The sequence below is a fragment of the Tsukamurella sp. NPDC003166 genome (assembly GCF_040611135.1).
In the GTDB taxonomy this organism is placed as follows: Bacteria; Actinomycetota; Actinomycetes; order Mycobacteriales; family Mycobacteriaceae; genus Tsukamurella.
This window is the reverse complement of record NZ_JBEXNL010000016.1, coordinates 83302-110283: the sequence shown is the minus strand read 5'-3', so window position 1 is coordinate 110283 and position 26982 is coordinate 83302. Positions and strand designations below refer to the sequence as shown.

27 protein-coding genes are annotated in these 26982 nt (G+C 70.3%); 19 read left to right on the top strand and 8 right to left on the bottom strand.

What is annotated here, in order from left to right; translation table 11 throughout:
• A partial coding sequence (locus ABZX10_RS17610) for an HNH endonuclease signature motif containing protein (RefSeq protein ID WP_355542579.1) occupies positions 1–290 on the top strand: 290 nt, incomplete at its 5' end.
• 11 nt (positions 291–301) lie between these two features.
• On the opposite strand, the gene ABZX10_RS17605 is transcribed toward ABZX10_RS17610, so the two are convergent.
• Positions 302–700, bottom strand: coding sequence for a PIN domain-containing protein (locus tag ABZX10_RS17605; protein WP_355542576.1), 399 nt, complete (start codon positions 698–700; stop codon positions 302–304).
• Positions 697–936, bottom strand: coding sequence for a type II toxin-antitoxin system prevent-host-death family antitoxin (locus ABZX10_RS17600; protein ID WP_355542573.1), 240 nt, complete (start codon positions 934–936; stop codon positions 697–699). The genes ABZX10_RS17605 and ABZX10_RS17600 overlap by 4 nt, the downstream gene beginning before the upstream one ends.
• A 68-nt stretch (positions 937–1004) precedes the next feature.
• On the opposite strand from ABZX10_RS17600, the gene ABZX10_RS17595 reads away from it, so the two are divergent.
• The 4 genes from ABZX10_RS17595 to ABZX10_RS17580 are packed head-to-tail and all read left to right on the top strand — an operon-like array spanning position 1005 to position 5193.
• A complete protein-coding gene (locus ABZX10_RS17595) occupies positions 1005–1811 on the top strand; it encodes a thymidylate synthase (protein ID WP_355542603.1) in 807 nt (268 codons plus the stop codon).
• Positions 1812–2282 carry a dihydrofolate reductase gene (locus ABZX10_RS17590; RefSeq protein ID WP_355542570.1) on the top strand — a complete coding sequence of 157 codons (471 nt, stop codon included), beginning with the start codon at positions 1812–1814 and terminating at the stop codon, positions 2280–2282.
• A gap of 43 nt (positions 2283–2325) precedes the next feature.
• Positions 2326–3219: a 4-hydroxy-tetrahydrodipicolinate synthase gene (gene dapA / locus ABZX10_RS17585; RefSeq protein ID WP_355542567.1), complete on the top strand. Its 894-nt coding sequence runs from the start codon at positions 2326–2328 to the stop codon at positions 3217–3219.
• 3 nt (positions 3220–3222) lie between these two features.
• Positions 3223–5193 carry a ribonuclease J gene (locus ABZX10_RS17580; protein WP_355542564.1) on the top strand — a complete coding sequence of 657 codons (1971 nt, stop codon included), beginning with the start codon at positions 3223–3225 and terminating at the stop codon, positions 5191–5193.
• 25 nt (positions 5194–5218) lie between these two features.
• Here ABZX10_RS17580 and ABZX10_RS17575 read toward each other — a convergent pair whose 3' ends face one another.
• From ABZX10_RS17575 to ABZX10_RS17565, 3 genes are read right to left on the bottom strand one after another with little or no spacing between them, the layout of a single operon-like run.
• On the bottom strand, positions 5219–5803 hold the full coding sequence (locus ABZX10_RS17575) for a hypothetical protein (protein ID WP_355542561.1): 585 nt from the start codon (positions 5801–5803) through the stop codon (positions 5219–5221).
• A complete protein-coding gene (locus ABZX10_RS17570) occupies positions 5800–6384 on the bottom strand; it encodes a hypothetical protein (RefSeq protein WP_355542558.1) in 585 nt (194 codons plus the stop codon). The genes ABZX10_RS17575 and ABZX10_RS17570 overlap by 4 nt, the downstream gene beginning before the upstream one ends.
• Positions 6384–6986 carry a hypothetical protein gene (locus ABZX10_RS17565; protein WP_355542555.1) on the bottom strand — a complete coding sequence of 201 codons (603 nt, stop codon included), beginning with the start codon at positions 6984–6986 and terminating at the stop codon, positions 6384–6386. Before ABZX10_RS17565 ends, ABZX10_RS17570 begins: the two co-directional genes overlap by 1 nt.
• 94 nt (positions 6987–7080) lie before the next feature.
• Here ABZX10_RS17565 and ABZX10_RS17560 point away from each other — a divergent pair, with 94 nt between their 5' ends.
• The 4 genes from ABZX10_RS17560 to ABZX10_RS17545 all read left to right on the top strand — a co-directional run bounded on the left by ABZX10_RS17560 (position 7081) and on the right by ABZX10_RS17545 (position 12800).
• Entirely contained in the window at positions 7081–7698 is a 618-nt protein-coding gene (locus ABZX10_RS17560) for a TIGR03085 family metal-binding protein (RefSeq protein ID WP_355542552.1), read from the top strand.
• A 74-nt stretch (positions 7699–7772) separates the two neighbouring features.
• Positions 7773–10454 (top strand): DNA translocase FtsK 4TM domain-containing protein, encoded by a 2682-nt coding sequence (locus ABZX10_RS17555; RefSeq protein WP_355542549.1) that lies wholly within the window; start codon positions 7773–7775, stop codon positions 10452–10454.
• A 306-nt stretch (positions 10455–10760) separates the two neighbouring features.
• Complete coding sequence (locus ABZX10_RS17550; protein ID WP_355542546.1) at positions 10761–11810, top strand: TerC family protein; 1050 nt, start codon at positions 10761–10763, stop codon at positions 11808–11810.
• A 96-nt stretch (positions 11811–11906) separates the two neighbouring features.
• On the top strand, positions 11907–12800 hold the full coding sequence (locus ABZX10_RS17545) for a DUF559 domain-containing protein (RefSeq protein ID WP_355542600.1): 894 nt from the start codon (positions 11907–11909) through the stop codon (positions 12798–12800).
• Positions 12801–12810: 10 nt separating this feature from the next.
• Here ABZX10_RS17545 and ABZX10_RS17540 read toward each other — a convergent pair whose 3' ends face one another.
• Entirely contained in the window at positions 12811–13536 is a 726-nt protein-coding gene (locus ABZX10_RS17540; RefSeq protein WP_355542543.1) for a putative protein N(5)-glutamine methyltransferase, read from the bottom strand.
• A 257-nt stretch (positions 13537–13793) separates the two neighbouring features.
• On the opposite strand from ABZX10_RS17540, the gene ABZX10_RS17535 reads away from it, so the two are divergent.
• Positions 13794–14558 carry a hypothetical protein gene (locus ABZX10_RS17535; protein ID WP_355542540.1) on the top strand — a complete coding sequence of 255 codons (765 nt, stop codon included), beginning with the start codon at positions 13794–13796 and terminating at the stop codon, positions 14556–14558.
• On the opposite strand, the gene ABZX10_RS17530 is transcribed toward ABZX10_RS17535, so the two are convergent.
• Positions 14555–15037: an amino-acid N-acetyltransferase gene (locus tag ABZX10_RS17530; protein ID WP_355542597.1), complete on the bottom strand. Its 483-nt coding sequence runs from the start codon at positions 15035–15037 to the stop codon at positions 14555–14557. The genes ABZX10_RS17535 and ABZX10_RS17530 overlap by 4 nt on opposite strands.
• Positions 15038–15117: 80 nt before the next feature.
• Here ABZX10_RS17530 and pgsA point away from each other — a divergent pair, with 80 nt between their 5' ends.
• The 8 genes from pgsA (at position 15118) to ABZX10_RS17490 (ending at position 20010) form a co-directional block, all read left to right on the top strand.
• Complete coding sequence (pgsA, locus tag ABZX10_RS17525) at positions 15118–15699, top strand: CDP-diacylglycerol--glycerol-3-phosphate 3-phosphatidyltransferase (protein WP_355542537.1); 582 nt, start codon at positions 15118–15120, stop codon at positions 15697–15699.
• A complete protein-coding gene (locus tag ABZX10_RS17520) occupies positions 15686–16189 on the top strand; it encodes a CinA family protein (RefSeq protein WP_355542534.1) in 504 nt (167 codons plus the stop codon). The genes pgsA and ABZX10_RS17520 overlap by 14 nt, the downstream gene beginning before the upstream one ends.
• Before the next feature lie 26 nt (positions 16190–16215).
• Positions 16216–16491, top strand: a complete 276-nt coding sequence (locus tag ABZX10_RS17515; protein ID WP_068570541.1) for a helix-turn-helix transcriptional regulator — start codon at positions 16216–16218, stop codon at positions 16489–16491.
• Between the two features lie 164 nt (positions 16492–16655).
• The gene (pspA, locus tag ABZX10_RS17510; protein WP_355542530.1) at positions 16656–17459 is read left to right on the top strand and encodes a phage shock protein PspA; all 804 of its coding nucleotides are present in this window, start codon (positions 16656–16658) and stop codon (positions 17457–17459) included.
• A gap of 16 nt (positions 17460–17475) precedes the next feature.
• On the top strand, positions 17476–18354 hold the full coding sequence (locus ABZX10_RS17505) for a hypothetical protein (RefSeq protein WP_355542527.1): 879 nt from the start codon (positions 17476–17478) through the stop codon (positions 18352–18354).
• Between the two features lie 89 nt (positions 18355–18443).
• Positions 18444–18614: a hypothetical protein gene (locus ABZX10_RS17500; RefSeq protein WP_168545204.1), complete on the top strand. Its 171-nt coding sequence runs from the start codon at positions 18444–18446 to the stop codon at positions 18612–18614.
• 43 nt (positions 18615–18657) lie between these two features.
• Positions 18658–19809: a nucleotide disphospho-sugar-binding domain-containing protein gene (locus tag ABZX10_RS17495; RefSeq protein ID WP_355542523.1), complete on the top strand. Its 1152-nt coding sequence runs from the start codon at positions 18658–18660 to the stop codon at positions 19807–19809.
• A gap of 9 nt (positions 19810–19818) precedes the next feature.
• Complete coding sequence (locus tag ABZX10_RS17490) at positions 19819–20010, top strand: DUF3046 domain-containing protein (protein ID WP_355542520.1); 192 nt, start codon at positions 19819–19821, stop codon at positions 20008–20010.
• Here ABZX10_RS17490 and ABZX10_RS17485 read toward each other — a convergent pair whose 3' ends face one another.
• Positions 20011–23187: an arabinosyltransferase domain-containing protein gene (locus ABZX10_RS17485; RefSeq protein ID WP_355542518.1), complete on the bottom strand. Its 3177-nt coding sequence runs from the start codon at positions 23185–23187 to the stop codon at positions 20011–20013.
• Positions 23188–23360: 173 nt separating this feature from the next.
• Here ABZX10_RS17485 and ABZX10_RS17480 point away from each other — a divergent pair, with 173 nt between their 5' ends.
• On the top strand, positions 23361–26942 hold the full coding sequence (locus ABZX10_RS17480) for an indolepyruvate ferredoxin oxidoreductase family protein (RefSeq protein ID WP_355542515.1): 3582 nt from the start codon (positions 23361–23363) through the stop codon (positions 26940–26942).
• Positions 26943–26982: the final 40 nt, after the last annotated feature.

Below are 26982 nucleotides of genomic sequence, written 5' to 3'. Positions count from 1 at the left end.
GCCTGTTCCCCGACGGGCTGGCGGAGGTGATCCGGGTGCGGGACCGGTACTGCCGCACCCCGTACTGCGACGCGCCGATCGCGCACACCGACCACATCACCCCACACGCGAAAGGCGGAGCAACGAGTTTCAGCAACGGGCAGGGGCTGTGCGCGGCGTGCAACTACGCCAAGGAGGCACCCGGTTGGCGCAGCGCAACCGTTGACAATGAATCCGGGCGGCACACCGTCGAAACCCGAACCCCCACCGGACATGTGCACCGATCCACCGCACCGAACCAAGCGGCGTAGTCGCCTGGCCGCTACTCGGGATTCTGCGTGTCGACCCCGGGGAGGTCGCCGAATCGTGCCGCGCTGTCGGTGCTGACGATTCTCCGCCCGGACTCCGCTGCGTGCGCAGCGATGATGAGGTCGTAGGCGCCCCGCGGCGTGCCACTCCGCTTCGTGTGCGCGATCAGCCGCGCGTGCGCCGCTGCCGTACCAGGCGTGTACTCGAGGACCTCGATCTGCTCTTCAAGTGCTGCGAGCTTCGCAGACCGCGCCGCGGCTCGCTCGGCGGTATCCGCGAGTTCGATTCCGACTCGGAACTCGGCCAGTGTGATCGCGCCGATGGCGATGTCGTCTTCGTCGTACCGCGTCGCGTCGATCGTGCCGCGTTCGTACGCGATCAGCATTTTCGTGTCGAACAGAAGTTGCCTCACAGGGCGTCGTTCTCCAAGAAGCCGATCGCGTCTGCGATGTCGGTCTCGAAGTCCTTATCCAAAGGGGGGAGCGCCGCGAGTGCTGCGCGAAGATCCCGACCGGTGCGCTGCCGTGCCGGCGAGATCTCGGCGATCACTCGTCCGCCGCGTGCCACGGTGATCGACTCGCCTCGCTCGACCGCATCGAGGAGGTCGGAGAACCGCCGAGAGGCAGTGGTGGCGTTGATGACCTTCATGCCTCAGCGTATCTGATTATCTGATTCCGTGCTGTGGGTCCCGGAACTTGTCGGTGGGGCCGCATACACTGGGACCCGTGATCGCGACGCCCTATGAAGACCTGCTCCGCGACGTGATGGAGAACGGCACGCACCGCCCGGACCGCACCGGCACCGGGACGCGCAGCGTTTTCGGGCGCCAGATCCGGTACGACCTTTCCCAGGGCTTCCCGCTGCTGACCACCAAGCGGGTGCATATGAAGTCCATCGCGTACGAGCTGTTGTGGTTCCTGCGTGGGGATTCGAACGTGAAGTGGCTGCAGGACAACGGCGTCACGATCTGGGACGAGTGGGCATCGCCGGAGGGAGAGCTCGGACCCGTCTACGGCGTGCAGTGGCGCAGCTGGCCCACCCCGAACGGCGAGTACATCGACCAGATCAGTCAGGCGATCGAGACGCTCCGGACCAACCCGTCCAGCCGGCGCAACATCGTCTCCGCGTGGAACGTCGCGGAGATCGAGAACATGGCGCTACCGCCGTGCCACGCCTTCTTCCAGTTCTACGCGGCCGACGGGAAGCTCAGCTGCCAGCTCTACCAGCGCAGCGCCGACCTGTTCCTCGGCGTGCCCTTCAACATCGCCAGCTACGCGCTGCTCACGCACATGGTCGCCGCGCAGGTCGGCCTCGAGCCGGGCGACTTCGTCTGGACCGGTGGTGACTGCCACATCTACGACAACCACGTCGAGCAGGTCACCGAGCAGCTGAGCCGCGAGCCGTACCCGTACCCGCGGCTCGAACTCGCGGAGCGGCCCAGCATCTTCGACTACGAGTACGGCGACATCACGGTCCACGACTATGTGCACCATCCCGCCATCAAGGCCCCGGTGGCCGTGTAGATGATCGGCCTCATCTGGGCGCAGGCACGCGGGGGAGTGATCGGCGCGAACGGCGGGATCCCGTGGCACATCCCGGAGGACATGAAGTTCTTCCGCGAGACCACCTCGGGCGCCACGGTCCTCATGGGGCGCCGCACGTGGGACTCGCTCCCACCGCGGTTCCGGCCCCTCCCGGGCCGCACCAACATCGTCGTCACTCGGGACCGGTCTTTCTCCGCCGACGGTGCGGTGGTCCAGCACGATCTCACCCTGCCGGACGGCGACGTGTGGGTGATCGGCGGCGGCGAGATCTACACCGCCGCACTGCCGCTCGCGGATGTTCTGGCGGTCACCGAGGTCGACGCCACGATCGAGGGGGACACGACGGCACCGTCGGTCCCGGAGGGATTCGCGCTCGACGACGAGCCGGCGTGGAGCGAGTCATCGTCGGGACTGCGGTACCGGCACCTGACCTACCGGCGCAACCACTAGCCAATAGCAGCTTTCCGCGGCCGGGTGGGTAGCCTTGACACTTATGAGTGCGACACCGCCCACCACCCCGTTCGGCACGATCTCCGTGGCGATGGTGACCCCGTTCAAGGCCGACGGCACGCTCGACCTCGAGGCAGGGCAGAAGCTGGCGTCGCACCTGGCCGATCAGGGCTGCGACGGGCTGATCGTCGCGGGCACCACCGGCGAGTCGCCCACCACGCAGCCGTGGGAGAAGATCCAGTTCCTCAAGGCGGTCATCGAGGCCGTCGGCGACCGCGTGAGGATCACCGCGGGCGTCGGCACGTACGACACCGACGAGTCCGCCGTCTTCGCGCGCGACGCCGCCGAGGCCGGCGCGCACGGACTCCTCGTGGTGACCCCGTACTACTCCCGTCCGCCGCAGGCCGGCCTGCTCGCGCACTTCACCACGGTGGCCGACGCGACCGACCTGCCCGTGCTGCTCTACGACATCCCGCCGCGCTCGGTGGTCGCGATCGAGACCGACACGCTGCGGAAGCTGTCCGAGCACAAGAACATCATCGGCGTGAAGGACGCGAAGGGCGACCTGGGCGCCGGCGCGCGGCTCATCGCCGAGACCGACCTCCAGTTCCTCTCCGGCGACGACCCGCTGAATCTGCCCTGGCTGTCGGTGGGTGCACTGGGCTTCGTCTCCGTCATCGGGCACGTCGTCGCGCCGCAGCTGCGCGCGATGCGCGACGCCTACTTCGCGGGCGACAACGCCCGCGCCAAGGACATCAACGCCGCCCTCGGGCCCGTCTACGAGGCCATGGCCGGCCTCGGCGGCGTGACCTTCTCGAAGGCGGCACTGGCCCTGCAGGGCCTTGATATGGGGGTGCCGCGCCTGCCGCAGGTGCCGCCCACCGGTGAACAGCGCGACCGGCTCGCAGCGCTACTGACCCAAGCGGGGGTGCTCTAAACAATGACCGACGGTGCAGCAGGCGGAGCCCGACGGGGCCGTAAGGCCACCCGGCAGGCGGGTCCGCCTGCCGAGCCCAAGCCGGTGATCGTCACCTCGGCGGCGCGCGTCGTCGTCGAGGACGAGGCCCCGGCGGCCCAGGCCCCGGCGGCGCAGGCGCCCGCGGCCCAGGCCTCCGAGGGGGCGACGAAGGCCCCCGCTCAGCAGCCGCAGAAGGCAGCGGCGAAGGGCGGCGGCGGTCGCCGCGGCGGTGGGCGGCGCGGCAACGAGCGGCAGAAGGCACCGTCGGCGCCCGCGGAACGGTTGGGCGCCCCGCCCAAGCTCCCCAAGGGCGGCATGCGGATCGTCGCGCTCGGCGGCATCAAGGAGATCGGTCGCAACATGACTGTCTTCGAGTACGACGGCAAGCTGCTCATCGTGGACTGCGGCGTGCTCTTCCCCGAGGACCAGCAGCCGGGCGTCGACCTGATCCTCCCGGATTTCCGGTACATCGAGGACCGGATCAAGGACGTCGAGGCGATCGTGCTCACGCACGGCCACGAGGACCACATCGGTGCCGTGCCCTTCCTCCTGCGCCTGCGTCCCGACATCCCTGTGGTCGGCGCGAAATTCACCCTGGCACTGGTCAAGGCCAAGTGCGACGAGCACCGCCTGCGGCCCAAGCTGGTCGAGGTCCGCGAGGGCGAGTCGACGAGCCACGGCCCCTTCGAGTGCGAGTACTTCGCGGTCAACCACTCGATCCCCGACGCGATCGCCGTCGCGATCCACGCCGGCGGCCAGGTGGCGCTGCACACCGGCGACATCAAGCTCGACCAGCTGCCGCTCGACGGCCGCCTCACCGACCTCGCGGGATTCTCTCGGCTCGGCGACGCCGGCGTCGACCTGTTCCTCGTCGACTCGACCAACGCCGAGGTGCCGGGCTTCGTCACCCCGGAGCGGGAGATCGGCCCCGTGCTGGACAACGTGATCGGCCGCGCCAAGGGCCGCGTGATCGTGGCGTCCTTCGCTTCGCACGTCCACCGCATCCAGCAGATCGCCGAGGTCGCCGTCGCGCACAACCGGCGGATCGCGTTCGTCGGCCGCTCGATGGTCCGGAACATGGCGCTCGCGCAGGAGCTCGGTTACATGCATCTGCCGGAGGGCGTCGAGGTGGACCTCGACACCGCCGCGTCGCTGCCCGACGACCGGGTCGTGCTCATCTCCACCGGTTCGCAGGGCGAGCCGCTCGCGGCGCTGTCGCGGATGGCCCGCAGCGAGCACCGCAACATCACGATCTCGCCGAACGACCTGATCGTGCTCGCCAGCTCCCTCATCCCGGGCAACGAGAACTCGGTGTTCGCCGTGGTCAACGGGCTGTCGAAGCTGGGCGCCAAGGTGATCACCCAGCAGAACGCCAAGGTCCACGTGTCCGGCCACGCCAGCGCCGGTGAGCTGCTGTACCTGTACAACGCGGTGCGCCCGCGCAACGCCATGCCGGTGCACGGCGAGTGGCGGCACCTGCGCGCCAACGCCGCGCTCGCCGAGGCCACCGGCGTGCCGAAGGACCGGATCATGCTCGCCGAGGACGGCGTCGTGGTGGACCTGGTGGACGGTGTGGCCAAGATCGTCGGCCAGGTGCCCGTCGGTCACGTGTACGTGGACGGCAACTCCGTGGGCGATGTGGGCGAGTCCACGCTGTCCGACCGGCTGGTCCTGGGCGAGGGTGGCTTCATCGCGATCAGCGTCGCCATCGACAAGGAGGGCAACGCCGTCAGCAAGCCCGAAGTGTCGGGCCGCGGTTTCTCCGACGATCCGACCGCGCTCAAGGAGGCGGAGCAGCTCGTCGAGGACGTGCTCGCCGACCTGGCAGCCGAGGGCGTCAAGGAGGCCCACCGGATCGCCCAGGGCGTCCGACGGGCCGTGGGTCGCTGGGTCGACAAGGCCTACCGCCGCCGGCCGATGATCGTGCCGACCGTGATGGTGGTGGGGGAGTAGCGAGCGCGTCGAATGACGCTGATGTTCAGGGCTGTCTCTCGATCTTGGCGATCTGTGCGCGGAACAGTCGCCAGAACGTTTCGTAGTCAGGGGGATTCGGGCTCGCATCCACCACCACCTGGACGGTGACTCCACGGACCTCGGCCCAGCCGTTCAGCTCCTCGCCGTGTGACGCCGTGCCGGCGATCAGTCGATAGCGGGTGAACTCCGCGGGTGTGCCGATCAGTACCGGCACGTCGGCGTTCGGGGTGGTTCGGCAGGCGTCCATCACCGCGCGGATCGGGGACACGAGGGCTCGATCGGTGACCTCGACTGACGCGTATGTCTTGCCCTGGAACGCCATCGCCTCGGTGGACCGCGATCCCGCCGCGGCGCTCATCATCCGCACGCCGGCGAGTTCGCAGCCGTCGGTGGTGAGACCCGAGGTCCTGGCCGGCGCGCGATTGACGGTGTGCGTGACCCGGTACGACGCGTCATTGCCGACGGGGAACTCGGCCGCGGAAAGGATCGCCCGGGCCGAGTCGACCGGGGCAGCGGTACTCAGTGCCGGGACGGCGCCGGCCATCGCCAGAGCGAGCGCGCCCGCGGCGGCGGACCGTCGGGCGATCATGGTTGCCGCTCCACCTTGGCGACCTGAGCGCGCAAAACTTGCCAGAACAGGTCCCGATCGGCGGCCGCGCTGCCGCGGCTCGAGACGTCGACGGTCACCGTCGCACCGCGGACGTCCACCCAGCCCTGGAAGGAGTTCCCCGCGTACTGCAGGACGAAGGTGCGGAAGCGGGCGAGGTCCTGCGGTGCGGGGAGTACGACGGATCGGATGCGGGTGTCGGACTCGGCATCACAGGCGGTCGTGAGCGAGGTGACCTCCGCGGTGAACGAACGTCCCACGACCGCCGACTCGACGCCCACGGACCCTCGGGTGACTTTCGCGGTCGTGGCGGGGGCGCCGTCGATCTTCTTCGCGGCGGCGACGAGCCGGCGGTCACACTCGGTGCGCGTCGGCCCGTTGACGTCGTCGGTCGTCCGGATCGTCTCGTGCTCCACGGCGTACCCGGTCGTACCCGCCGGGAACTCGGCCGCGGACAGGATCGCTCGGGCCGGGTCGACCGGCGCCGCCTGCGCGACCGCCGGAAGACCGGCGACGGCGAGAAGGGTCACCGTCGTACCCACCAGAACGTGACGGACGCGCATCAGCCGGCCGCCTGCACCTTCTGGATCTGCGCGCGGAACACCTGCCAGAACTTGCCGGCGTTGGCCGGGGTGTCGGACATGCCGCGGACGAGGACGTTGACGGTGTGGCCGTTCACGTCGGCGGCGCCCTCGATGGTCGAGTTCGTCGTGCCGCCGTACGTGATGACCGCGGGGTTGTAACGGGTGAGGTCGCCGGGGACGGCGAGCTCGGCGACGCGGCCGGAGCAGGCCTGCGCCATCGAGCGCCACAGCCCGCCCTGCATCGGCGAGATGACGATGCTGACCATCGAGGAGTAGCCGTTGCGCGCGGCTGCGCCCGCGTTCTGCGCGGTCGCGGTCGCGGCGTTGAGCCGGTTCGCGGCGTCGACGCACGGCCGGGGAGCGCCGGCCTTGATGTTGATGGCGCTACCACGGAGCCGGCCGGCGCGGTAGTCGGTGGAGCCGGCCGGGAACTGCGCCTGCGTCAGCACCAGGTCGCTGTTCGCCGGTGCGGCGGAGGCCGCCGGGGCGGCGAGTGTCACGCCCGCGGCGACGGTGGCGAGGATCACGGTCGCCGAGGCGAACCGCGTACGGGTGGACGTCTGCGTGGTCTTCGCAATCATGCGCGAAGTATACGACAGTGCATCAGAATTTCATTACAGAACCATGTGTCTTCGGACGCGGTCGGGCTCCGTCGCGGGGCGATAGGGTGGCGACGTGAAACCTGCTCGCATGCAGCGCGCTGCACTGGTCGATGCGGCCCGCGCCGCCGGCCCCGACGCCCCCACGCTCTGCGGGGACTGGACGGTGCGCGAGCTGCTCGCCCACCTCGTCCTGCGTGAGGGGCGGCTCGACGCCGTCGCTGGCATCATGGTCCCGCCGCTGGCGCGCTACACGGAGCGGGTCCAGGCGGGGATCGCCGCCCGCCCGTTCGACGAGCTCCTCGCCTCGGTCGCCGGCGGACCGCCGCGGTTCTCGCCGTTCCGGTTCGTCGACGAGCAGGCGAACCTCGGCGAGTACTTCGTGCACGCCGAGGACATCCGCCGCGCGACGCCCGGCTGGACGCCGCGTGCTCTCGATGAAAGCGTCCAACGCGGTCTGACCTCGGTCGTCGCGCGGATCGCGCGGATGACGCTGCGTGGCGCGCCGCTGCGGATCAGCCTCACGACGGAGACCGGCACGGTCGCGACCGTCGGGCGCGGACCCGAGGTGGCCGTGATCGGCGCTATCGGCGAGGTCGCCATGTGGGCGTTCGGGCGCGACGAGGCGCTCGTCACTTTCGAGGGCGCCGATGCGGACATTGATCTGCTCGGTTCCGTCGTCCGGTCGATGTAGCGACCCGCCGTCCTCGCTGCTGTTACATGTGTGGCACTTGATACGGGTGGGGTTACTGTCGATAGACTGCCCCCATGGCATCGAAGACCACCAGTCGCGCGCAGTCGGGCAAACGCGCCGCCACCTCCCGCGGTTCCGCCCGCGGCGGCAGCCGCGCGGCGAGCCCGACGCGCAGCCGGCAGGCGGCACCGCGGACCCGTGCCAAGCAGGGCGGCACCGGGGCGGCGAAGAGCTCGGGGGCCGTGTCGGCGGCCGGTAGGGGAGTGGGGCGCGGGCTCGGCGCCGGCTGGAAATTGCTGGCCAAGGGCGTCGGTGGGGCCGTCCGCACCGGAAGCGCGCCCGACGGTGCCGCCGTCGATCGGACCGCAGGTCCCGCCGTGACCGGGGAGACTCCCCGCCCGACCCATTCGCGCGACGGATTGGCGCTGGCGCTGTTCGCCGTCGCGATCATCCTCGGCGCGGCGGTGTACTTCGACGCCGGCGGGCCCGTGGGCTCCTTCTTCTCCACCGGCGTGCGCGCCGTCGTCGGCTGGTTCGCGGTGCTCGTGCCGCCGCTCGCGATCGCACTCGGCGTGATCATGATGCGGCGCCCCGACAATCCGTCCGCGCACGTCCGGCACCGGGTCGGCGGCGCACTCATCGTGCTGCCCTTCCTCGGCCTGCTGCACATCGGCTCGGGCGGACCGTCGACCTTCGACGGCCGGTGCGCCGCGGGCGGCTACCTCGGCTACGTCGTGGGCGGCCCGCTCACCGACGGCTTCACGGCGTGGATCTCGGTGCCGCTCCTGGTGCTGGTCGCCGCGTTCGGTCTGCTGCTGGTCAGCGGGATGACGGTGCGCGAGATCATCGACCGGCTCAAGTTCTACTTCGGCGTCGACATGCGCGAGCAGTACGGCGACGAGGAGCCGCTCGACGACGACCTCGACGTGCCCTTCGACTTCGACGTGGCGGGCGACAACGCCACCCGTGCGCTGTCGCCCTACGGCGATCCGTACGACAACTACCCGGCCGACCCCGAGCCGCCCAAGCGTCCCGCGCGTCGCCGGAAGGCTGCGGAACCGGTCGAGGAGGCACCGTCGGACCAGGTGACGGAGCCGATCACGCCGGAGCCCGCACCGTCGGAGGAGCCGACGGTCGAGGTGGAACCCGCGGCCCCGCCTGTGCGCGCGCGCCGCGCCGCGCCCGTGGTCAAGGACCACACGCCCCCGCCCGCGCCGAAGGCGAGCGAGTTCACCGTCGCGCGGACGATCGACAGCGAGGACTACGTCCTGCCCCCGGCGGACCTGCTCATCGAGGGCGAGCCCGCCAAGGCCGGGACCAGCGCCAACGACGCGATGATCGACGCGATCACCGGCGTCATGGAGCAGTTCAAGATCGACGCGGCCGTCACGGGCTACACCCGCGGCCCGACGGTGACCCGGTACGAGCTCGAGCTCGGCCCCGGCGTCAAGGTGGAGAAGGTCACCCAGCTGCACCGCAACATCTCGTACGCCGTCGCGACCGACAACGTGCGGCTGCTCGCGCCGATCCCCGGCAAGTCCGCCGTGGGCATCGAGGTGCCGAACACCGACCGCGAGATGGTCCGGCTGGCGGACGTGCTCGCCGCGGACAACACGCGCAAGGACACCCACCCGCTGGTCATCGGCCTCGGCAAGGACATCGAGGGCGAGATGGTCAACGCCAACCTCGCCAAGATGCCGCACCTGCTGGTGGCCGGTTCGACGGGCTCGGGTAAGTCCAGCTTCGTCAACTCGATGCTGGTCTCGCTGCTCGCCCGCGCCACCCCCGACGAGGTGCGGATGATCCTCATCGACCCCAAGATGGTCGAGCTGACGCCCTACGAGGGCATCCCACACCTGATCACGCCCATCATCACCGACCCCAAGAAGGCCGCCGCGGCGCTGTCCTGGCTGGTCGAGGAGATGGAGCAGCGGTACAAGGACATGCAGGCCTCGCGCGTGCGGCACATCGACGACTTCAACCGGAAGGTGAAGTCGGGCGAGATCACCACGCCGCTGGGGTCGGAGCGGGTCTACCGGCCGTACCCGTACATCGTCGCCATCGTCGACGAGCTCGCCGACCTCATGATGACCGCCCCGCGTGATGTCGAGGAGGCGATCGTCCGGATCACGCAGAAGGCCCGCGCCGCCGGCATCCACCTGGTGCTCGCCACGCAGCGACCGTCGGTCGACGTCGTGACCGGCCTGATCAAGACCAACGTGCCCTCGCGCCTGGCGTTCGCGACCAGCTCGCTGACGGACTCGCGGGTCATCCTCGATCAGCCCGGCGCCGAGAAGCTGATCGGTATGGGCGACGCGCTGTTCCTGCCGATGGGCGGCAAGACCACCCGTATGCAGGGCGCGTTCATCACCGACGAGGAGATCGCGTCGATCGTCGACTTCGTGCGCACGCAGGCGGAGCCCGACTACGCGAACGGCGTCACCGAGACCAAGGTCGAGAAGAAGGACGTCGACCCCGATATCGGCGACGATCTGGACGTGTTCCTGCAGGCCGTCGAGTTGGTCGTGTCCTCGCAGTTCGGCTCGACGTCGATGCTGCAGCGCAAGCTGCGTGTGGGCTTCGCGAAGGCCGGACGGCTCATGGACCTCATGGAGACCCGCGACATCGTCGGGCCGTCCGAGGGTTCGAAGGCGCGCGACGTGCTGGTCACGCCCGATGAGCTCCCCGGCCTGCTGCTCGTCCTGCGGGGCGGCGGCGACACCGCCGAGCCGATCGAGGACGAGCTGGACTTCTGACGGTCAGTGCCGGCCGCCGCTCTGCCCCTGACCCGGTCCGTCCTGCCCGCGGCCGGTGTCGCCGCCCCGTGAGGTCTGGCCGCCACCGTACTGGCCGGCGTCGCGCTGCCGGGTCGGGGTGACGGGCGTGGGGTCTGCGCGCGGCGGCGAGCCGGCGGACCTGGTACCCTGGTAGGTGCATATGTGAGGGGAGTATCCCGCTCGCGGCGTGAACGTCAACACGGTGGATCAACATCCACCCGGGCGCGCCGGACCCGCTGTTCGGGTCGGGAGAGACCTCCGGATCTACTGCCGGAGGTGTATGCAATGCACGTTTCTGCGCTCGTCTGGATCGTCTCGATCCTGGTCGTTCTCGGGTTGTTCGTCTTCGACTTCTACAGTCACGTCCGAACGCCGCACGAGCCCTCGCTCAAGGAATCCGGCTTCTGGTCGGCGGTGTACATCGGGCTGGCCGCGCTGTTCGGCCTCGGGGTGTGGGCCGTGTCCGGGTCGACGTACGGCGGCGAGTTCTTCGCGGGGTTCGTCACCGAGAAGGCATTGTCGGTGGACAACCTGTTCGTCTTCGTCATCATCATGGCGAAGTTCGCGGTGCCCCGGATCTACCAGCAGAAGGTCCTGCTGATCGGCATCGTGATGGCGCTGGTCATGCGCGCCGGGTTCATCGCCGTCGGCGCCGCCGCGATCTCCGCGTACTCCTGGGTGTTCTACATCTTCGGCGCGTTCCTGCTGTACACGGCGATCAAACTGGTTCGCGAGGCCTCGTCCGAAGAGGGCCCGGTCGAGGATGAGAAGGAGCGCGAGGGCCGCGTCGCCGCGCTGTTCAAGAAGATCGTCCCCACCACCGAGCAATACGACGGCGACCGCCTCGTCACCCGCATCGACGGCAAGAGGATCGCAACGCCGCTGCTCCTGGCACTGGTCGTGATCGGCTTCACCGACGTCCTCTTCGCCCTCGACTCGATCCCCGCGATCTACGGCCTGACCCAGGAGCCCTACCTGGTGTTCATGGCGAACGCCTTCGCGCTGATGGGGCTGCGCCAGCTGTACTTCCTCATCGGCGGCCTGCTCGACCGCCTGGTGTACCTCTCGTACGGCCTGTCGATCGTCCTCGGGTTCATCGGCGTCAAGCTGGTGCTGCACGCCCTGCACGAGAACACGCTGCCCTTCCTCAACGGTGGCCGGCACGTCGCGGTGCCGGAGATCTCCACCGGGCTGTCGCTGTCCGTGATCCTCGGCGTCCTGGTGATCACCACCGTCGCGTCGCTGATCAAGTCCACGCGGGACAGCCGGCAGGCGCTGTCGGACGGCGGCTCCGGTTCGGAAACCGGCAGCGGCACCAGCACCCGGGAGAACTAACCGAGATCGCTGTGCTCCGAACACCACCTGGCAGGTGATGTTCGGAGCACAGCGCCGGTCGCGGAACCGTACTCGTCTCCGGTGCGTCCAACTGACATGGGGAACTCGACTCGACTCTGGACGATTCTGGCTGACAACGATGGCGTGATCACCGCCACCCAGGCCAGGAAATGCGGACTGACGCCCCGTGCGATCGGAAGCAGGCTCGCGCGAGGCGAGTGGATCGCCCTCGGGCGAGGGGTGTACCTGGTCGCGGATCACCATTTCACCGACGCGGCCCGGATTCGCGGGGCGGTGGCGCTGACTGGTGGCGTCGCCGACGCCCAGACCGCGCTCTGGTGGCATGGCATGGTCGAGGATCCGCCTCTGCCCACGACCGTTTCCGCGCCTACGAAACGACATCGGTCACCGCGATACCTCGCGCCACTCGAGATCCACCGGCGCGACCTGCTCGCGGACGACATCGAGGTGGTTCGCGGGCTGCCGGTGACGCGCAGACCTCTCACCCTGCTCGACTGTGTCGGGGTGCGCGCGGACGCCACGACGCTCATGGATCGCTCGCTGCAGACCGCCGAGGTCACCGTCTCGAGTCTGTCCGGTGCTGTGGACCGGAACGCCGGCCGACACGGCATGGCGGAGGCGCGGCGGGTCGTCGAGATCGTCGAGTCCGACACCGAGTCGGAGGCGGAACGCGAGTTCGCCGCCCTCATGCTCGCCGAGGGGATCAGCGGCTGGGAGACCCAGCTGCCCATCGGCAGGTACCGCGCCGATTTCACCTGGCCGGAGGAGCAACTGGTGGTGGAGGTGGACGGGTGGGCGTTCCACAAGGACGCGGTCCGGTTCCAGCGCGACCACGACAAGCGCAACGACTTCGCCCGTCGCGGCCTCACCGTCCTCGCGTTCACCTGGCACGACGTCGTGTACGACCCGGTCTCGACGGTCGAAGCCGTGGTCGCCGTGCTCCGCGAACGCCGGGGCGCGGCGTCGTGACGGTCGCTGATCAGGGCAGGACGCCGACGGCCACCGTCGCCTGCCGGTCGTCGTCGATCTCGATGTGCGTCTGCAGGCCGACGGCCCGCATCGCGGCGACGGTGTAGGTGGCCTGCTGGCGACCGGTCTCGATGACGACCCGCCCGCCCGGCCGCAGCCAGCGCGGCGCGTCCCGCACGATCCGACGGTGCAGCGCGAGACCGTCCGGGCCGCCGTCCAATGCGCGATGGGGTTCTCGGTCTCTGGCCTCCGCCGGCATGGTCGCGATCGCGGCGGTCGGCACGTACGGTGCGTTCGCCGCGATCACGTCGACGGTGCCGCGCAGCGCACCCGGCAGGGGTGCGTACAGGTCGCCGACGAGGATCGTCGCCTGCGGTGCGTTGGACGCCGCGTACTCGGCGGCGGTGCGGTCGATCTCCACGCCGTACGCCTTGGCCGATGCGGCGGTCGAGACGACGGGTCCCACGCCGCAGCACAGGTCCACGAGCATCCCGGTCCCGTCGGCCAGTTCCGAGAGCAGTTCCGTGCGCCGCCGGGGGACGAACACTCCGGGGCCGATCCGGAGCCGCCGCCCGCGGAACTCCACCCAGCCGAGGAGGTGCTCGAGCGGCTCGCCGGCGCACCGTCGGCGGACGAGGGCCTCCAGGTCGTCGCCCGAGGCGGCGTCGGTGAGCAGCGCCGCCTCCCGCTCGGCGAACACGCACCCCGCAGCTCGCAGTTCGCCGATGACATCCACCGGGGAAGTCAATCACGGTTATGCGTGATTCACCACACTCCCGGGACCCGGGTACGGGTTGGTTCACCGCGGCGTAGTGACTGGTCCGATACCTGAATTCAGACGATGACCGGGCCGGCGGCGTCGTTCGAACGGATGACATCGGCGCCCGTGCCTCTGCATGCGGGGTGGGTCGGGCTCTATGCTGCCCTCGGCGCCGGTGCTGACCGGCGGAGACAGGGGAGTCGCCGATGTACGGACAGCCGCAGGGGCCGAGTGTGCCGCCCTACGTTCCCGTGGGCTCCCCGGTCGGGCCGAAACCTCCTAAGCCCGGTCCGACGGGGACCGGAGTCGCCATCGCGTCGGCCGCGGTGTTCTGTGCCGTGCTCGTCGCCAACCTTCTGGTGCGCATCGTCTGGCGTGAGGTGGGTGCGTTCAACGCCTGGGCGTACCCGCTCAGTCTGACGGCGGTCGACCTCGTCTTCGTGGCGTATCTACTCGTCGTCGGGCGGGGCACGACCGGAAAGATCGTGGGCGGTGGATTGCAGGCCCTGTCGTTCCTCGTCGTGGTGGGGACGATCGTGTTGTCACTGACGACAGGTGCCCTCCCCGGAGGCGTCTACGACTTCCTCGACGCCGTCGCAGTGGTCATCGCGATCACTGCGTGGGGAGTGGCGCGGCGGAGTGGGTGGCTCTGGGCGCTGTCGATACCCATCGGCCTCGGAATCTGGGCGCTGTACACCTTCCTGATCCGCGACGTGCTGTTCGACCCACTCGACGGGTCGGAGGGCGTGATCCGGTTCTGGCTGCACGTCGTCAGCTGGGTCCTGTTCACGACGGCTCTCCCGATCGCGGTCGGGTGGGGGCTGGAGCTGCTCGGACGGGCGGCATCGTCGAACACCTCGCCCGGACCCGGGGCGCCCCAGACACCCCGCCCCGTCGCACAGATCCCTCCGCAGTCCCACCAGGGCCACTGGCAGTGGCACCCGGGACCACCGCAGGCGCCCCAGCAACCGCCGAGCCATCCGCCCCGGCGGGACTAGAGCGTCACGAGCATGCGGGTGTTGCCGAGGGTGTTGGGCTTGACGTACGACAGGTCCAGGAACTCGGCGACGCCCTCGTCGTAGCTGCGGCACAGCTCGTTGTAGACCTCGGCGCTCACGGGCGTCCCGTCGATCTCCTGGAAACCGTGCCGGCCGAAGAACTCGGTCTCGAAGGTCAGCACGAACACTCGACGCAGTTCCAGCGACCGGGCCTCGTCGAGCAGCCGCGCGACCATCTTGTGGCCGATCCCGTGCCCCTTCACGGCGGGGTTCACCGCGAGGGTGCGGATCTCACCCAGGTCCGACCACAGCACGTGCAGCGCGCCGCAGCCGACGATCTCGCCGTTCACCTCGTACACCCAGAACTCCTGCACGGACTCGTACAGGGTCACCAGGTTCTTCTCGAGCAGGATCTTGCCCGCGTACACGTCGATGAGGCTCTTGATCCCGGGGACGTCGGAGGTCCGGGCGCGGCGCAGCACGTCGGCGTGGTCGGTGGTCACGGACGAAACTGTAGCGCGCACGGCCGCGGATTCCGCGTACCGATAGGGTGATCGTCGTGAGTGCAACGGACGGCGTGCAGCATCCCGCGAGCACACCTGTCTCGAACGTCAACGTCGCGAACGGGTTGACGGTGCTCCGGATCGTACTCGTGCCGGTGTTCCTCGCGGCCCTGTTCGTGGACGGCGGCCATTCGACGCTGTGGCGCTGGATCGCCTTCGCCGTGTTCGCGGTCGCGATGATCACCGACCGCATCGACGGCCAGATCGCGCGCCGCTACGGCCTGATCACCGACTTCGGCAAGCTCATGGATCCGATCGCCGATAAGGCGCTGACCGGCGCTGCTTTCGTCGGCCTGTCCGTCCTCGGTGAGCTCCCCTGGTGGGTCACGCTGGTGATCCTGGCTCGGGAGTTCGGCATCACCGCCTTCCGGTTCGCCGTCATCCGCGACGGGGTGATCCCGGCGAGCCGCGGCGGCAAACTCAAGACGCTCCTGCAGACCATCGCGATCGGCCTGTACCTCATGCCGCTGCCGGGCTGGATGGACGTGCCCAGCCAGGTCGCGATGGGCGCGGCGCTGCTGGTGACGGTCTGGACGGGCGTCGATTACCTCGTGGGCTGGTGGCGTGCCCGGCGCTGAAGCGGCCCGCCTGGTCGCCGCGCTCGCCGAGCGGGGCGAGACCGTCGCGTCCGCCGAGTCGCTGACGGCCGGACTGTTCGCCGCCACGATCGCCGACGTCCCCGGTGCCAGCGCGGTGCTCCGCGGGGGACTCATCGTCTACGCGACCGACCTCAAGGCGAGCCTCGCGGGCGTACCGTCGGGCGATCTGGAGCGCAACGGGCCCGTGCATCCCGAGACCGCACGCGCCCTGGCCGACGGTGCGCGGTCGCGCTGCGGCGCGGACTGGGGCGTCGGGCTGACCGGCGTGGCCGGCCCGGCCGAACAGGACGGGGTGCCCGTCGGCACCGTCCACCTCGGGCTTTCCGGGCCGTCCGGCACGACCGTCACCACCCTCGCCCTCGACGGTGACCGCGCCGCGGTCCGGCGGGGCGCCGTCGACGCGGCCGTGCGGGAGCTGACGGAACGGGTTTGCGCGAACCGGGAACCATCCGGCCCCCTTCCGCGTTGACTGGACAGTAACCAACGGAGGTGAGCATGGCCCTACTGCTTCGCGAGGCGATCGGGGAGAACCTGCGCAAGACGCGGGTCCGCCAGAGTCGCACGCTGCGCGATGTGTCGTCGTCGGCACAGGTCAGTCTCGGGTACCTGTCCGAGGTCGAGCGTGGCCAGAAGGAGGCGTCCAGCGAACTGCTGGCCGCCATCTGCGGTGCGCTGGCCGTCGAGGTGGCCGACGTGGTGGCTCAGGCGAGTGTGTCGATGCGCCCGATCCCCACGATGGTGATCCCGGCGCCCGCCCTTGCCGCTGCCTGACCCTGATACGGGAGAACCGCGGGTTCGGGGATTTCCCCGGACCCGCGGATCAGGGCGGCGCACCGGGCCGAATACCCGATAGATTGGTAAGCACGAGTCCGGCGTCGCCGGACGGCCGGACGCTGATTCGGCGATGAACGCATCGAGGCGGAGGAGAACTGACGATGGCTAACCCGTTCGTCAAGGGGTGGCGCTACCTAATGGCGCTGTTCAACGCGAAGATCGACGAGAACGCCGATCCCAAGGTCCAGATCCAGCAGGCGATCGAGGACGCGCAGCGGCAGCACCAGGCACTGTCGCAGCAGGCCGCGGCGGTCATCGGCAACCAGCGCCAGCTGGAGATGAAGCTGAACCGCCAGCTGGCGGAGGTCGAGAAGCTGTCCGCCAACACGCGTCAGGCGGTGCAGCTGGCGGACCAGGCGACCGCTGCGGGTGACGTCGCCAAGGCCACCGAGTACACGAACGCCGCCGAGGCCTTCGCCGCGCAGCTGGTGACCGCCGAGCAGAGCGTCGAGGACCTCAAGGGCCTGCACGACCAGTCGCTCCAGGCCGCCGGCCAGGCGAAGCGCGCCGTCGAGCAGAACGCGATGCAGCTGCAGCAGAAGCTCGCCGAGCGCACCAAGCTGCTCAGCCAGCTGGAGCAGGCCAAGATGCAGGAGCAGGTCTCCGCGTCGCTGAACCAGATGGGTCAGTTGGCCGCGCCGGGCAACACGCCGAACCTCGACGAGGTCCGGGAGAAGATCGAGCGGCGCTACGCCAACGCCCTCGGCTCCACCGAACTCGCGCAGAACTCGGTCCAGGGCCGCATGGCCGAGGTCCAGCAGGCCACGGTCCAGATGGCCGGCCACTCGCGCCTCGAGCAGATCCGCGCGTCCATGCAGGCCAGCGGTCAGATCGCCGGCGCCCCCGCGGCCCCGCAGGCCGCCCCGGCCCCGCAGCAGGCGAACCCCAACCTGCAGAAGCCCTGAGAACCGACGAGGAATCATGACCGACCAGCGAGGCCGCTACCGCACCGACTTCTCGGCGGTGGCGGCCTCTGCCGGTCGGATGGCCGTGTCCGCGATGACGGCCGCGTCCGCGGCGATGGAGACCGCCGCCCGCGCCGCCGATGAGGCCCGCGACCGGGCCGCCCGCCGGAAGGACCCGAAGGCCGCCCACCAGCGGTCGATCACGAAGGCCCGGCACACTGTGAACGGATGGGCGGCCACCACCTCGACATCGGCGGTCGTCGCCGTGGGCGGCTTCGCGACCGCGGCCCCCGTCGTCGGCGGCACGGCGACCGCGGTCACGGCGGTCATCGCCGTCCCCGCGGCCTACGCGGTCCGGAGGCTGCGGCGGCTGCGCCGCACCCCCGCCCCGCCGCGCACCTACGCGCGGCGCACCCTGCCGGCCGGGTCGTCGGCGCTGTACAAGCCGGTGCGCGCGCTCGCCGAGTCGGAGCAGGAGTTCCTCGCGCTGATGGCAGTGCTGTCGCGCTCCGGCGCCCTGCCGCCCGATGCGCTCAGCGAGCTCGACGACGACGCGGAGGCCTCGGCCGACGCCATCGCGTCCTACGCGGAGCAACTCGCCGATCTCGAGCGGGTGGTCGCCGGCGGCGGTGGGTCCGCCGCCTACCTGCGCGAGACCTTCGACGAGGGGCGCGCCAGCCTGGACGAGGGGGTCGACGCGTACCGCGAGATGGTCCGGTCCGCCGCGACGACGGTGGCCGCCGCCCGTCGGTCGCTCGGCTCGCCCGCCCGGTTCGACGAGCTCAGCATGGCCACCCCGCGCCTGCAGGAGACCGCCGAGCGGCTGCGGGCCTGGGCCTACGGCATCGCGTCGCTGCCGCCCGTGCCGTCGGGGTATTCCCCCAAATCTCCCTGAAACCCCTGTTCAGAGGGTGACTTCCGGCACCGTCGGGGGCATGGTGGAAGAGGAAAGACCTCCACGGAAATCCTCGAAAGGTGCTCGCAATGTTCTGGAAGATCCTCGGCGCCATCGTCGTCATCTGGCTCGCCCTGATGGTGGCCTCGGCGATCATCAAGTCCCTGTTCCCGCTGGCGATCATCGCGCTCGTCGTCATCGGTATCGTCACTGTGGTCAAGTGGCTGGGATCCGGGAAGAAGACCACCAGCACGTTCTAGCGTGCGACGTACCCGGCACCCCGCCGTCGCGGGAGGAGCACGGGTGCGGGTAGCGATCGTCGCGGGATCCGAGGCCGGGCATGCACTGCCCGGCCTCGCCCTCGCTCTCCGCCTGATCGACGCCGGACACGTGCCGGTCGTCTTCACCGGGCGGCAGTGGTCAGGGGTGGGGGCCGGGTACGGCGTCGACACCCGCGAGCTGCCGGGCCTGGCGGCGCGCCCCGGCGACGACGACGCGGACGCGGGCGCGAAGATCCACGCCCGCGCCGCGTACATCGGGACGCGCGTGCTGCCGGGCATCCAGGACTTCGGTGCCGACCTGGTGGTCGCCGACATCCTCACCCCGGGCGGCGGCATGGCCGCCGAGCTGCTGGGCCTGCCCTGGCTCGAACTCAGCCCGCACCCGCTGTACCTGTCCTCGAAGGGCCTGCCCCCGATCGGCTCCGGCCTCGCCCCCGCGGTGACGGCCCGCGACCACCTGCGCGACGCCGTGCTTCGCGCGTTCACCGCCCGCGACCTGCGCAACGGCCGGCACCAGCGGGAGACCGCCCGTGCCGGGATCGGCCTGCCCCCGCCTGATCCCGGCCCCGACGGCCGGCTCGTCGCCACCATCCCCGCTCTCGAGTTGCCGCGCCCCGACTGGCCCGCGCACGCGCACCTCGTCGGACCGCTCACCCTGGAGCCGACCGACGCGCTGTGCCCCATCCCGGAGGGCTCCGGGCCCGTCGTGATGGTGGCACCGTCGACCGCGGCGACGGGGGAGCAGAACCTGGCGCAGGTTGCCGTCGACGGTCTCCGGGGGGCCGGCGTGCGCGTCGCGGTCAGCGGCCTGCACCCGCCCGTCTTCGACGGTGAGCCCTGGGTCGCCAGCGGATTCGGCCGGCAGGACCGGCTCGTCGCGCAGGCCGACGTCGTGGTCTGCGGCGGCGGGCACGGCATGCTGACCAAGGCGCTGACCGCCGGGAGGCCTGTCGTGGTGGTCCCCGGTGGCGGCGACCAGTGGGAGCTCGCGAACCGCGTCGTGCGGCAGGGGAGCGGCGTGCTGGTCCGGCCCGCGACGCCGGAGGCGATCCGCGAGGGCGTGCGTCGCGTCCTGGACGATCCGACGTTCGCGCGTGCCGCCCGCGCGGCCGCGAGCAGTGCGCACCGGGTGGCCGACCCGGTGGTGGTGTGCGAGACGGTTGCGCATCGGTAGCCTGGTCCGGTGCGCCTCACCGACTTCCGCGAACTGCTCTACGCCGAGTTCGGCACCCTCCGCGGCGACACCCTGATGAGCGACCACCGGCTGAACGAATTCGGCGTCACCGGCGACCAGGCCATCGAATCGGGGGTCGACCCGAAGGACGTGTGGCGCGCTCTCTGTTCCGAATTCGATGTACCGAAGTCGCGCTGGTAGCTACTTCTGCTGCGGCGTCTTCCCCGGCGACCACAGCCCGGACCGGATGACGTCCGTGCGGCCCACCTGCGCGGCCGGAGCGTCGACGTACGGCACGTACCGCTCCAGCGCGCCCCACTCCCGGCCCCAATCGTTGTTCAGGTAGGTCGGCACCGTCTGTGCGGTGGCGAGCAGGAGCGCCCAGCCCAACGGGCCGCCGGCATCGCCGCCCTCCCACGTCGTGGTCGCCGCGGCGGCGAGGTCGCGCTCGGGCAGGATCCGCCACTTCGGTAGCTCCGCCACGCCGCCGTTCTCCCGCCACTGGCGCTGGCAGGGGAAGCCGATGCCGGCGCCCCAGTCGACGAGGGTCGGTTCGTCGCCGAGCAACTGCTGCAGCGTTTCGAGCTTCGGTGCGCGCGGCGGCGTGTAGGCCACCCAGGTGTTCTCCGACGGTGCGCTGATGTTCGCGACCACCCGGACCGCCGTGGCGTCCCGCGGGATCATCGCCGACGGTACGCGCATGTTGCGCCATGCGGGGGCGGGGCCGATGTCGATCGGGATCACCATTCCTGCGGGAGTGATCGTGCCGGTGCCCGTGCCGAATTCGAGCTGCAGGTCCGCGGGGCCGAACCGGCCGGCGACGCTGATCGTCAACAGTCGGTCGACCCCGCCCGCGGGCAGGGCGTACCAGCTCGAGGTCGCGTTCGCGGAACGCTGGACGCCGGTCTGCCGGCTGCCGACCATCGGGACCCGCGCCGGGTCCAGTCCGAAGGGCAGGGCCGCTGTCGAGCCGTTGACGCCGGGCTTGTCGAGTGTGCCACCGCCGGTGCCGCCGGTGTTCGACGGCGTGTTGTCGGCATCGCCGGTACGCACCAGGTCGGCCGCGCCGCGCGAGCTCGACGAGAAGCTTCCCGCGATGCCGTTCGGCGTGAAGTTCGCGTTCTGCTCGCCGACCAGCGGATCGCGGGCGTTCCCGAGCGGCGTGAGGACGCCGGCGGTGGCGTCGCGCTCCACGAGCACCTCGTCGGCCATGCCGCACGGGTTCCCGGCGAGCGAGCGCAGGTTCTGCTGCCCGTACGAGTACGCGGGCCGCTGGATCATGATCGACGCGGCATTGGTGGCACCGATCATCGCCAGGATGAGGACCGCGACCAGCGTGATCGGCGTGGCGAACCCGGGTAGTCGCGACATCCCGCGGGCGGCCTGCGGCCTCCTGCCCGCCGGACCGCCGAGGTCGGGCAGGCGCGGCGTCCATCCCGTCACGTGCACGACGAGAGCGGCGAGCAGCAGGACCACCGTGATCGCCCCGAAGACGTTCGCCAGCTTGATCCCGGCCACCACGGGTTCGGTGCCGCCCCATGGAATGCCGAAGTTGCCGGGGTAGAACCAGCCGTTGGTCGACTCGAACGCCAGCGTCGCGCAGCCGGCCGTCGCCGCGAGGACGAGCAGGCGCAGCTGCGGGCGCCGGATCGCGCGCGGCCGCACCGCGACCACCGCGATCGCCGCGGCCATGGCACCGAGCGTCGCGAACGCCCCGAAGTGGTGCGTCCACTTGGTCGGGTTGAACGCCATCACCAGCAGCGAGACGCCGATCGCGGCGACCACCCGCCGCGCGGGACCGGACGCGATGCCGGGGATCCGGCGGCGCCACAGCAGCATCGTCGCCGTGAGCGCGGCGGACAGGAACATCGCGAGCATGGCGAACCGTCGGGCCACCGAACCGTTGGGGTTCTGCTGGAAGAGGGCCTCGTACCGGATGATCTCGCGGTGCCACTGCTCACTCGGGCCCACATCGCCGAGCAACGTCGTGGATTGCAGCATCTCCACGAGGCCGTGGTCGGCGAAGATCAGGTACAGCACGGACGCCCCGGCCGCGGCCAGTGGCAGCAGCGACGCGGCCCACCCGTTGACCGAGACATGGGATCGGACGGCCTGCCACAGCGGCGCCGCCGCCACGAGGAAGACCACGAAGGCGAAACTGCCCGTCGGTGCCGCGGACAACGTGAGCCCCGCGACGACCAGGCCGATGCCCGCGGGCGCGAGCCTGCGGGTCGCGACGGTGCGTTCCACCAGGCACCAGGTGACGACGGTGCCCAGCGCGACGATCGGCTCCGGACGCAGGCCCGGGTTGTAGGTCAGCCAGAACAGCGTGAACACCGCGGCGGCCGCCCACAGCGCGCGGGAGTAGTCCGTCGGCGCGCGGCGCTTGCTGAGCCCGAGTCGGGGCAGGACCTCCCGCGAGAGCAGGAACCAGGCCAGGATGCCGGACAACAGCGCGGGTAGGCGCAGCCACGGGCTGGACACGCTCAGCTCCGCCATCCACGAGACCACGTAGAAGGGCATGCCGAACGGTGCGTAGGGGGCGTCGTAGTAGCGGAACACCTCGGGCATGTAGCCGGAGTGCGGCGCGGCCTTGATCATCCCCAGGATGTAGCCGTCGTCGGAGGTGGGCGCCCCGATGATGTGCCAGACCAGCAGGCTGCCGACCACCGCCGCGTCCGCGAGCCGCACGTGCAGCCACCGTCGGGGGATGAGGTGCGTGCTGCGGCGGCCGTCCGCGCGATCCAGCAGCGCCAGCGCGAACAGCGAGATCAGTACGCACAGCACGCCGACCAGGATCGCGACGCCCTTGAGCGTCGACGGTGAGGAGGTGTAGCGCGAGTCGACCGCGATGTGCATCGAGGGCTTGGCGCCCTGCAGGTCCGCGGGGAGGTCCGAGAACACGCCGACCACCTGCGGGCGCAGGTCGCCGGGCACCTCGGTCCGCTTCGCATCGACGACGGTGACCGCGCGATCCGCGTCGATCGACACCGAGGCCTTCTCGCAGTGCGCCAGGTCGGCCCGCGGGACGGTGCCCACCAGCGCGCCCCGCGAGCGGACCGTCAGCCCCTCGCCGTCGACCGTCACGAACAGGCCGACGGTGCGCGCGCGGTCCCCGGCGGGAGGGGGCGTCGTGGCCGCGAGCACGGTCTCCTTGCCCGACGGTGCCGCCGCCGCGACCGCGCACGGCACGGTCAGGTCGACCTCGAGCGGCTTGTACATCGTCAGCGGTGCCGTGACCGGTGCGAGCGAGCCGGACTGCGGCCAGTCGATCGTCACGGCGGTCTGCTTGATCGGCAGCAGCGGCGTGGCGATCGCCAGCACGAGGCCGAGCAGGCCGGTCACGACGGCGGCGATCCGGGCGGTTCGGAGGTTCACGATCACTGAGGGTATCGGCCCGTGCCCCGCGATCCGGTGCGCCCACGGCGAGTCTGCGGAGAGGGCTGTGAAAACTGCCGCATCAGACGTTAGGCTGTGACCACCGACACAGCCCGCGCTGCGTTCCGACACCCCTGGAGCAGGCGCACTTGAGAGAAAGCACGGTGGTTTCAGTGACCCTTGACGCCAATTCGCCGATCGACAAGCTTCCCGGCACAGCCGGTGAGGCCGCCGAAGGTCAGCACGACGCGGACCCTCGGGGCGGGCAGTCGGCCGCCGTGCAGTCCTTCTCGCTGGATGATCGGTACACGCGCGAAGAGGGCACGATCTACCTCACGGGCATTCAGGCCCTCGTCCGCATGGTGCGCGACCGGGCTCGCCTGGACCGCCGGCAGAACCTGAAGACGGGTTCGTTCATCTCGGGCTACGAGGGCTCGCCGCTCGCCGGTTACGACCTCGAGATCGCCAAGCGCGGCAAGTACCTGAAGGACTTCGACACGGTGCACCGCCCCGGGCTCAACGAGGAGCTCGCCGCCACCTCCGTCATGGGCTCCCAGATCGCCGCACAGGTGGGGCATCTCGCTCGCGGCCTCGACGGCGTCACCGGCTACTGGTACGGCAAGGCGCCGGGCCTCGACCGCGCGACCGACGCGCTGCGGCACGCCAACATGATCGGCACTCACCCCACGGGCGGCGCCGTCGCCCTCGTCGGCGACGATCCGGGGGCCAAGAGCTCGACGGTGCCCTGCGCCTCCGAGATGGCACTGGCCGACCTCTACATCCCGATCCTGTACCCGGCGGACTCGCAGGACATCCTCGACCTGGGCGTGCACGCCGCGATCATGTCCCGCGTCTCCGGGCTGTGGACCTCGCTGAAGATCTCCGCGCACGTCGCGGACGGCTCGTCGACCGCCGACGTGCACCCCGACCGCATCCTGCCCGTCTACGGGGATCTGGGCACCAGCCCGCACGTCCCGTCGGGCCAGCTGCTGGGCGCGAAGCTCATGGAGCTCGAGCAGAACCAGCTCACGGTCCGCATGCCGCGGGCCACGGAGTACGCCCGGATCAATCGGCTCAACCGGATCACGGTGCGTTCGAGCGACGACCGGATCGGCATCGTCTGCGCCGGCAAGACGTACCTTGACGTGCGGGAGTCGCTGCGCCTCATCGGCATCGAGGACGACGAGCTCAACCGGCTCGGCATCCGCATCCTCAAGATGGGCATGGTCTACCCGTTCGAGCGGCAGATCCTGCACGAGTTCATCGACGGGCTCGACGAGGTCATCGTCGTCGAGGAGAAGCGCGACTTCCTCGAGACGATGATGCGCGACATCCTCTTCCGCCACCCGGGCGCGCCGAACATCGTGGGCAAGACCCACGAGGACGGCTCCACCCTGTTCTCCCGCTTCGGCGAGCTGGACGTGGACTCGGTCTCCCGCGGTCTGGCCGCGCGGCTCGCGCGCGTCCACGGCGTGGCCGCCGCGAAGGACTGGCTCGATCGCAAGGCGCAGGTGCGCACCCGGATCGAGCTGCCGCTGGCCGCGCGCAGCCCGTACTTCTGCTCCGGCTGCCCGCACAACACCTCCACCAAGGTCACCGACGACACGCTCGTCGGCGCCGGCATCGGCTGCCACGCGATGGTGCTGCTCATGGACCCGCAGCAGGTGGGCGAGGTGACCGGCGTCAGCCAGATGGGCGGCGAGGGTGCGCAGTGGGTCGGTATGGCGCCCTTCGTCGACGAGAAGCACTTCGTGCAGAACATCGGCGACGGCACCTTCATGCACTCGGGCTCGCTGGCGCTGCGCCAGTCGGTGGCCTCGGGGGAGCGGATCACCTACAAGCTGCTGTTCAACGGCACCGTCGCCATGACCGGCGGCCAAGATCCGGTGGGCCAGATGTCGCTGCCGCAGATCTGCGCGCTGCTGCAGGCCGAGCGGGTCGCCAAGATCATCGTCACCTCCGACAACCCGAAGCAGACCGCGGTGGGCCTGCCCAAGGGCATCGAGGTGCGCGATCGCGCCGACATGCTCGACGTGCAGCGCGAACTGGCCGAGGTGCCGGGCGTCACGGTCCTCGTGCACGACCAGTACTGCGCCGCCGAGAAGCGGCGCAAGCGCAAGCGCGACAAGTACCCCACGCCGAACCAGCGCGTCGTGATCAACGAGCGCCTCTGCGAGGGTTGCGGCGACTGCGGCCAGAAGAGCAACTGCCTGTCCGTGCACCCCGTGGAGACCGAGTTCGGCCGCAAGACGCGGATCGACCAGAGTTCCTGCAACCTCGACTTCTCGTGCCTCAAGGGCGATTGCCCATCCTTCGTGACGGTCACGCCCGGTTCGCAGGGCAAGGTCCGCAAGTCGGTGCCCGACATCTCGGCCGAGTCGATCCCGCAGCCGAAGAAGGCCCGGCGGGAGGCGGACGGCATGGCCATCCGCGTCACCGGCATCGGCGGCACGGGCGTGGTCACGGTCTCGCAGATCATGGCCACCGCCACCGTGCTCGACGGCCACTCGGCGCGCACCGTCGACATGACCGGCATGGCGCAGAAGGGCGGCGCCGTGGTCTCGGACATCAAGGTCTCCGCCACGTACGTCGATCAGGCGGCGAAGGTCGCTTCCGGTGACTGCGACGTGTACCTGTCCTGCGACAGCCTGGTCGGCGTCGACCCGGCGAACCTCAAGGTGGCCTCGCCCGAGCGCACCACCTCGATCGTCTCGACCACCGAGGTGCCCACGGGCCAGATGGTGATCGACACGTCCGTGGGGTACCCGGACTCGCGGAGCATCCACCAGGCGATCGACCGGGCGTCGCTGCGCACCGTCTACCTCGACCCGGGCGACCTGACGCTGCAGCTGTTCGGCGACGAGCAGTACGCCAACCTGTTCATGGTGGGGGCCGCGTTCCAGACCGGTGCACTGCCGATCAGCTCGGCGTCGCTGGAGCGCGCCATCGAGCTCAACGGCGTGGCCGTGGAGAAGAACCTGCAGGCCTTCCGTCGCGGCCGTCAGTCGGTCTCCGACCCGGCCGGCGTCCAGGCCGCGATCGATGCGCTGCATCCGCTGCCCGCTCCGGTCGCGGCGAGCGCGTACGCGTCGGCGCAGGCCGCCAAGCTCGACGGTGCCTCGCCCGAGGTGCTCCGCCAGGTGGCGCTGCGCGTCGACGAGCTGGTCGCGTACCAGGACAAGGCCTACGCCGAGCGCTACATGGACGATGTCGCTCGCGTGTTCCGTGCCGAGAAGTCCTGGGGTTCGGAGGATCTCACTGCCGCTGTCGCGCACAACCTGCACAAGCTGATGGCCTACAAGGACGAGTACGAGGTGGCCCGCCTGTCGCAGGACGCCGGCTTCGCGGCGACGGTGGCCGACGAGTTCGGTGCCGATGCGAAGAAGGCGATCCGCCTGCATCCGCCGACGCTGCGCGAGATGGGCCTGAAGAACAAGCTCGCGCTGGGCGAGTGGGTGAACCCGGGCATGAAGACGCTGGCGAAGATGAAGCGCCTGCGCGGCACCAAGCTCGACTTCTTCGGCATGACCGAGATGCGGAAGATGGAGCGCACGCTCGTCGCCGAGTACCGCGCGCTGGTGGGCCTGATGATCGCCGCCGCCGAGGGCGGTCGGGTCGCCGAGGATCAGCGTCAACAGGTCGTCGCCCTCGCCGAGCTGCCGGACATGGTCCGCGGCTACGAGTCGGTCAAGACCGGCAACGTCGAGAAGTACCGCGCCGCGGTCCAGGCGCAGCTGGAGAAGCTGGGCTGGTAACGCCCGTTCCCTGTTCGACGGTGACCGCCCCTCGTTTCCG

Bases quoted from the DNA above. Each gene is read 5' to 3' on its own strand.
- ABZX10_RS17600 (WP_355542573.1), bottom strand. From the start codon at position 936: ATGAAGGTCATCAACGCCACCACTGCCTCTCGGCGGTTCTCCGACCTC.
- ABZX10_RS17590 (WP_355542570.1), top strand. From the start codon at position 1,812: ATGATCGGCCTCATCTGGGCGCAGGCACGCGGGGGAGTGATCGGCGCG.
- dapA (WP_355542567.1), top strand. From the start codon at position 2,326: ATGAGTGCGACACCGCCCACCACCCCGTTCGGCACGATCTCCGTGGCG.
- ABZX10_RS17580 (WP_355542564.1), top strand. From the start codon at position 3,223: ATGACCGACGGTGCAGCAGGCGGAGCCCGACGGGGCCGTAAGGCCACC.
- ABZX10_RS17575 (WP_355542561.1), bottom strand. From the start codon at position 5,803: ATGATCGCCCGACGGTCCGCCGCCGCGGGCGCGCTCGCTCTGGCGATG.
- ABZX10_RS17570 (WP_355542558.1), bottom strand. From the start codon at position 6,384: ATGCGCGTCCGTCACGTTCTGGTGGGTACGACGGTGACCCTTCTCGCC.
- ABZX10_RS17565 (WP_355542555.1), bottom strand. From the start codon at position 6,986: ATGATTGCGAAGACCACGCAGACGTCCACCCGTACGCGGTTCGCCTCG.
- ABZX10_RS17555 (WP_355542549.1), top strand. From the start codon at position 7,773: ATGGCATCGAAGACCACCAGTCGCGCGCAGTCGGGCAAACGCGCCGCC.
- ABZX10_RS17550 (WP_355542546.1), top strand. From the start codon at position 10,761: ATGCACGTTTCTGCGCTCGTCTGGATCGTCTCGATCCTGGTCGTTCTC.
- ABZX10_RS17545 (WP_355542600.1), top strand. From the start codon at position 11,907: ATGGGGAACTCGACTCGACTCTGGACGATTCTGGCTGACAACGATGGC.
- ABZX10_RS17515 (WP_068570541.1), top strand. From the start codon at position 16,216: ATGGCCCTACTGCTTCGCGAGGCGATCGGGGAGAACCTGCGCAAGACG.
- pspA (WP_355542530.1), top strand. From the start codon at position 16,656: ATGGCTAACCCGTTCGTCAAGGGGTGGCGCTACCTAATGGCGCTGTTC.
- ABZX10_RS17505 (WP_355542527.1), top strand. From the start codon at position 17,476: ATGACCGACCAGCGAGGCCGCTACCGCACCGACTTCTCGGCGGTGGCG.
- ABZX10_RS17500 (WP_168545204.1), top strand. From the start codon at position 18,444: ATGTTCTGGAAGATCCTCGGCGCCATCGTCGTCATCTGGCTCGCCCTG.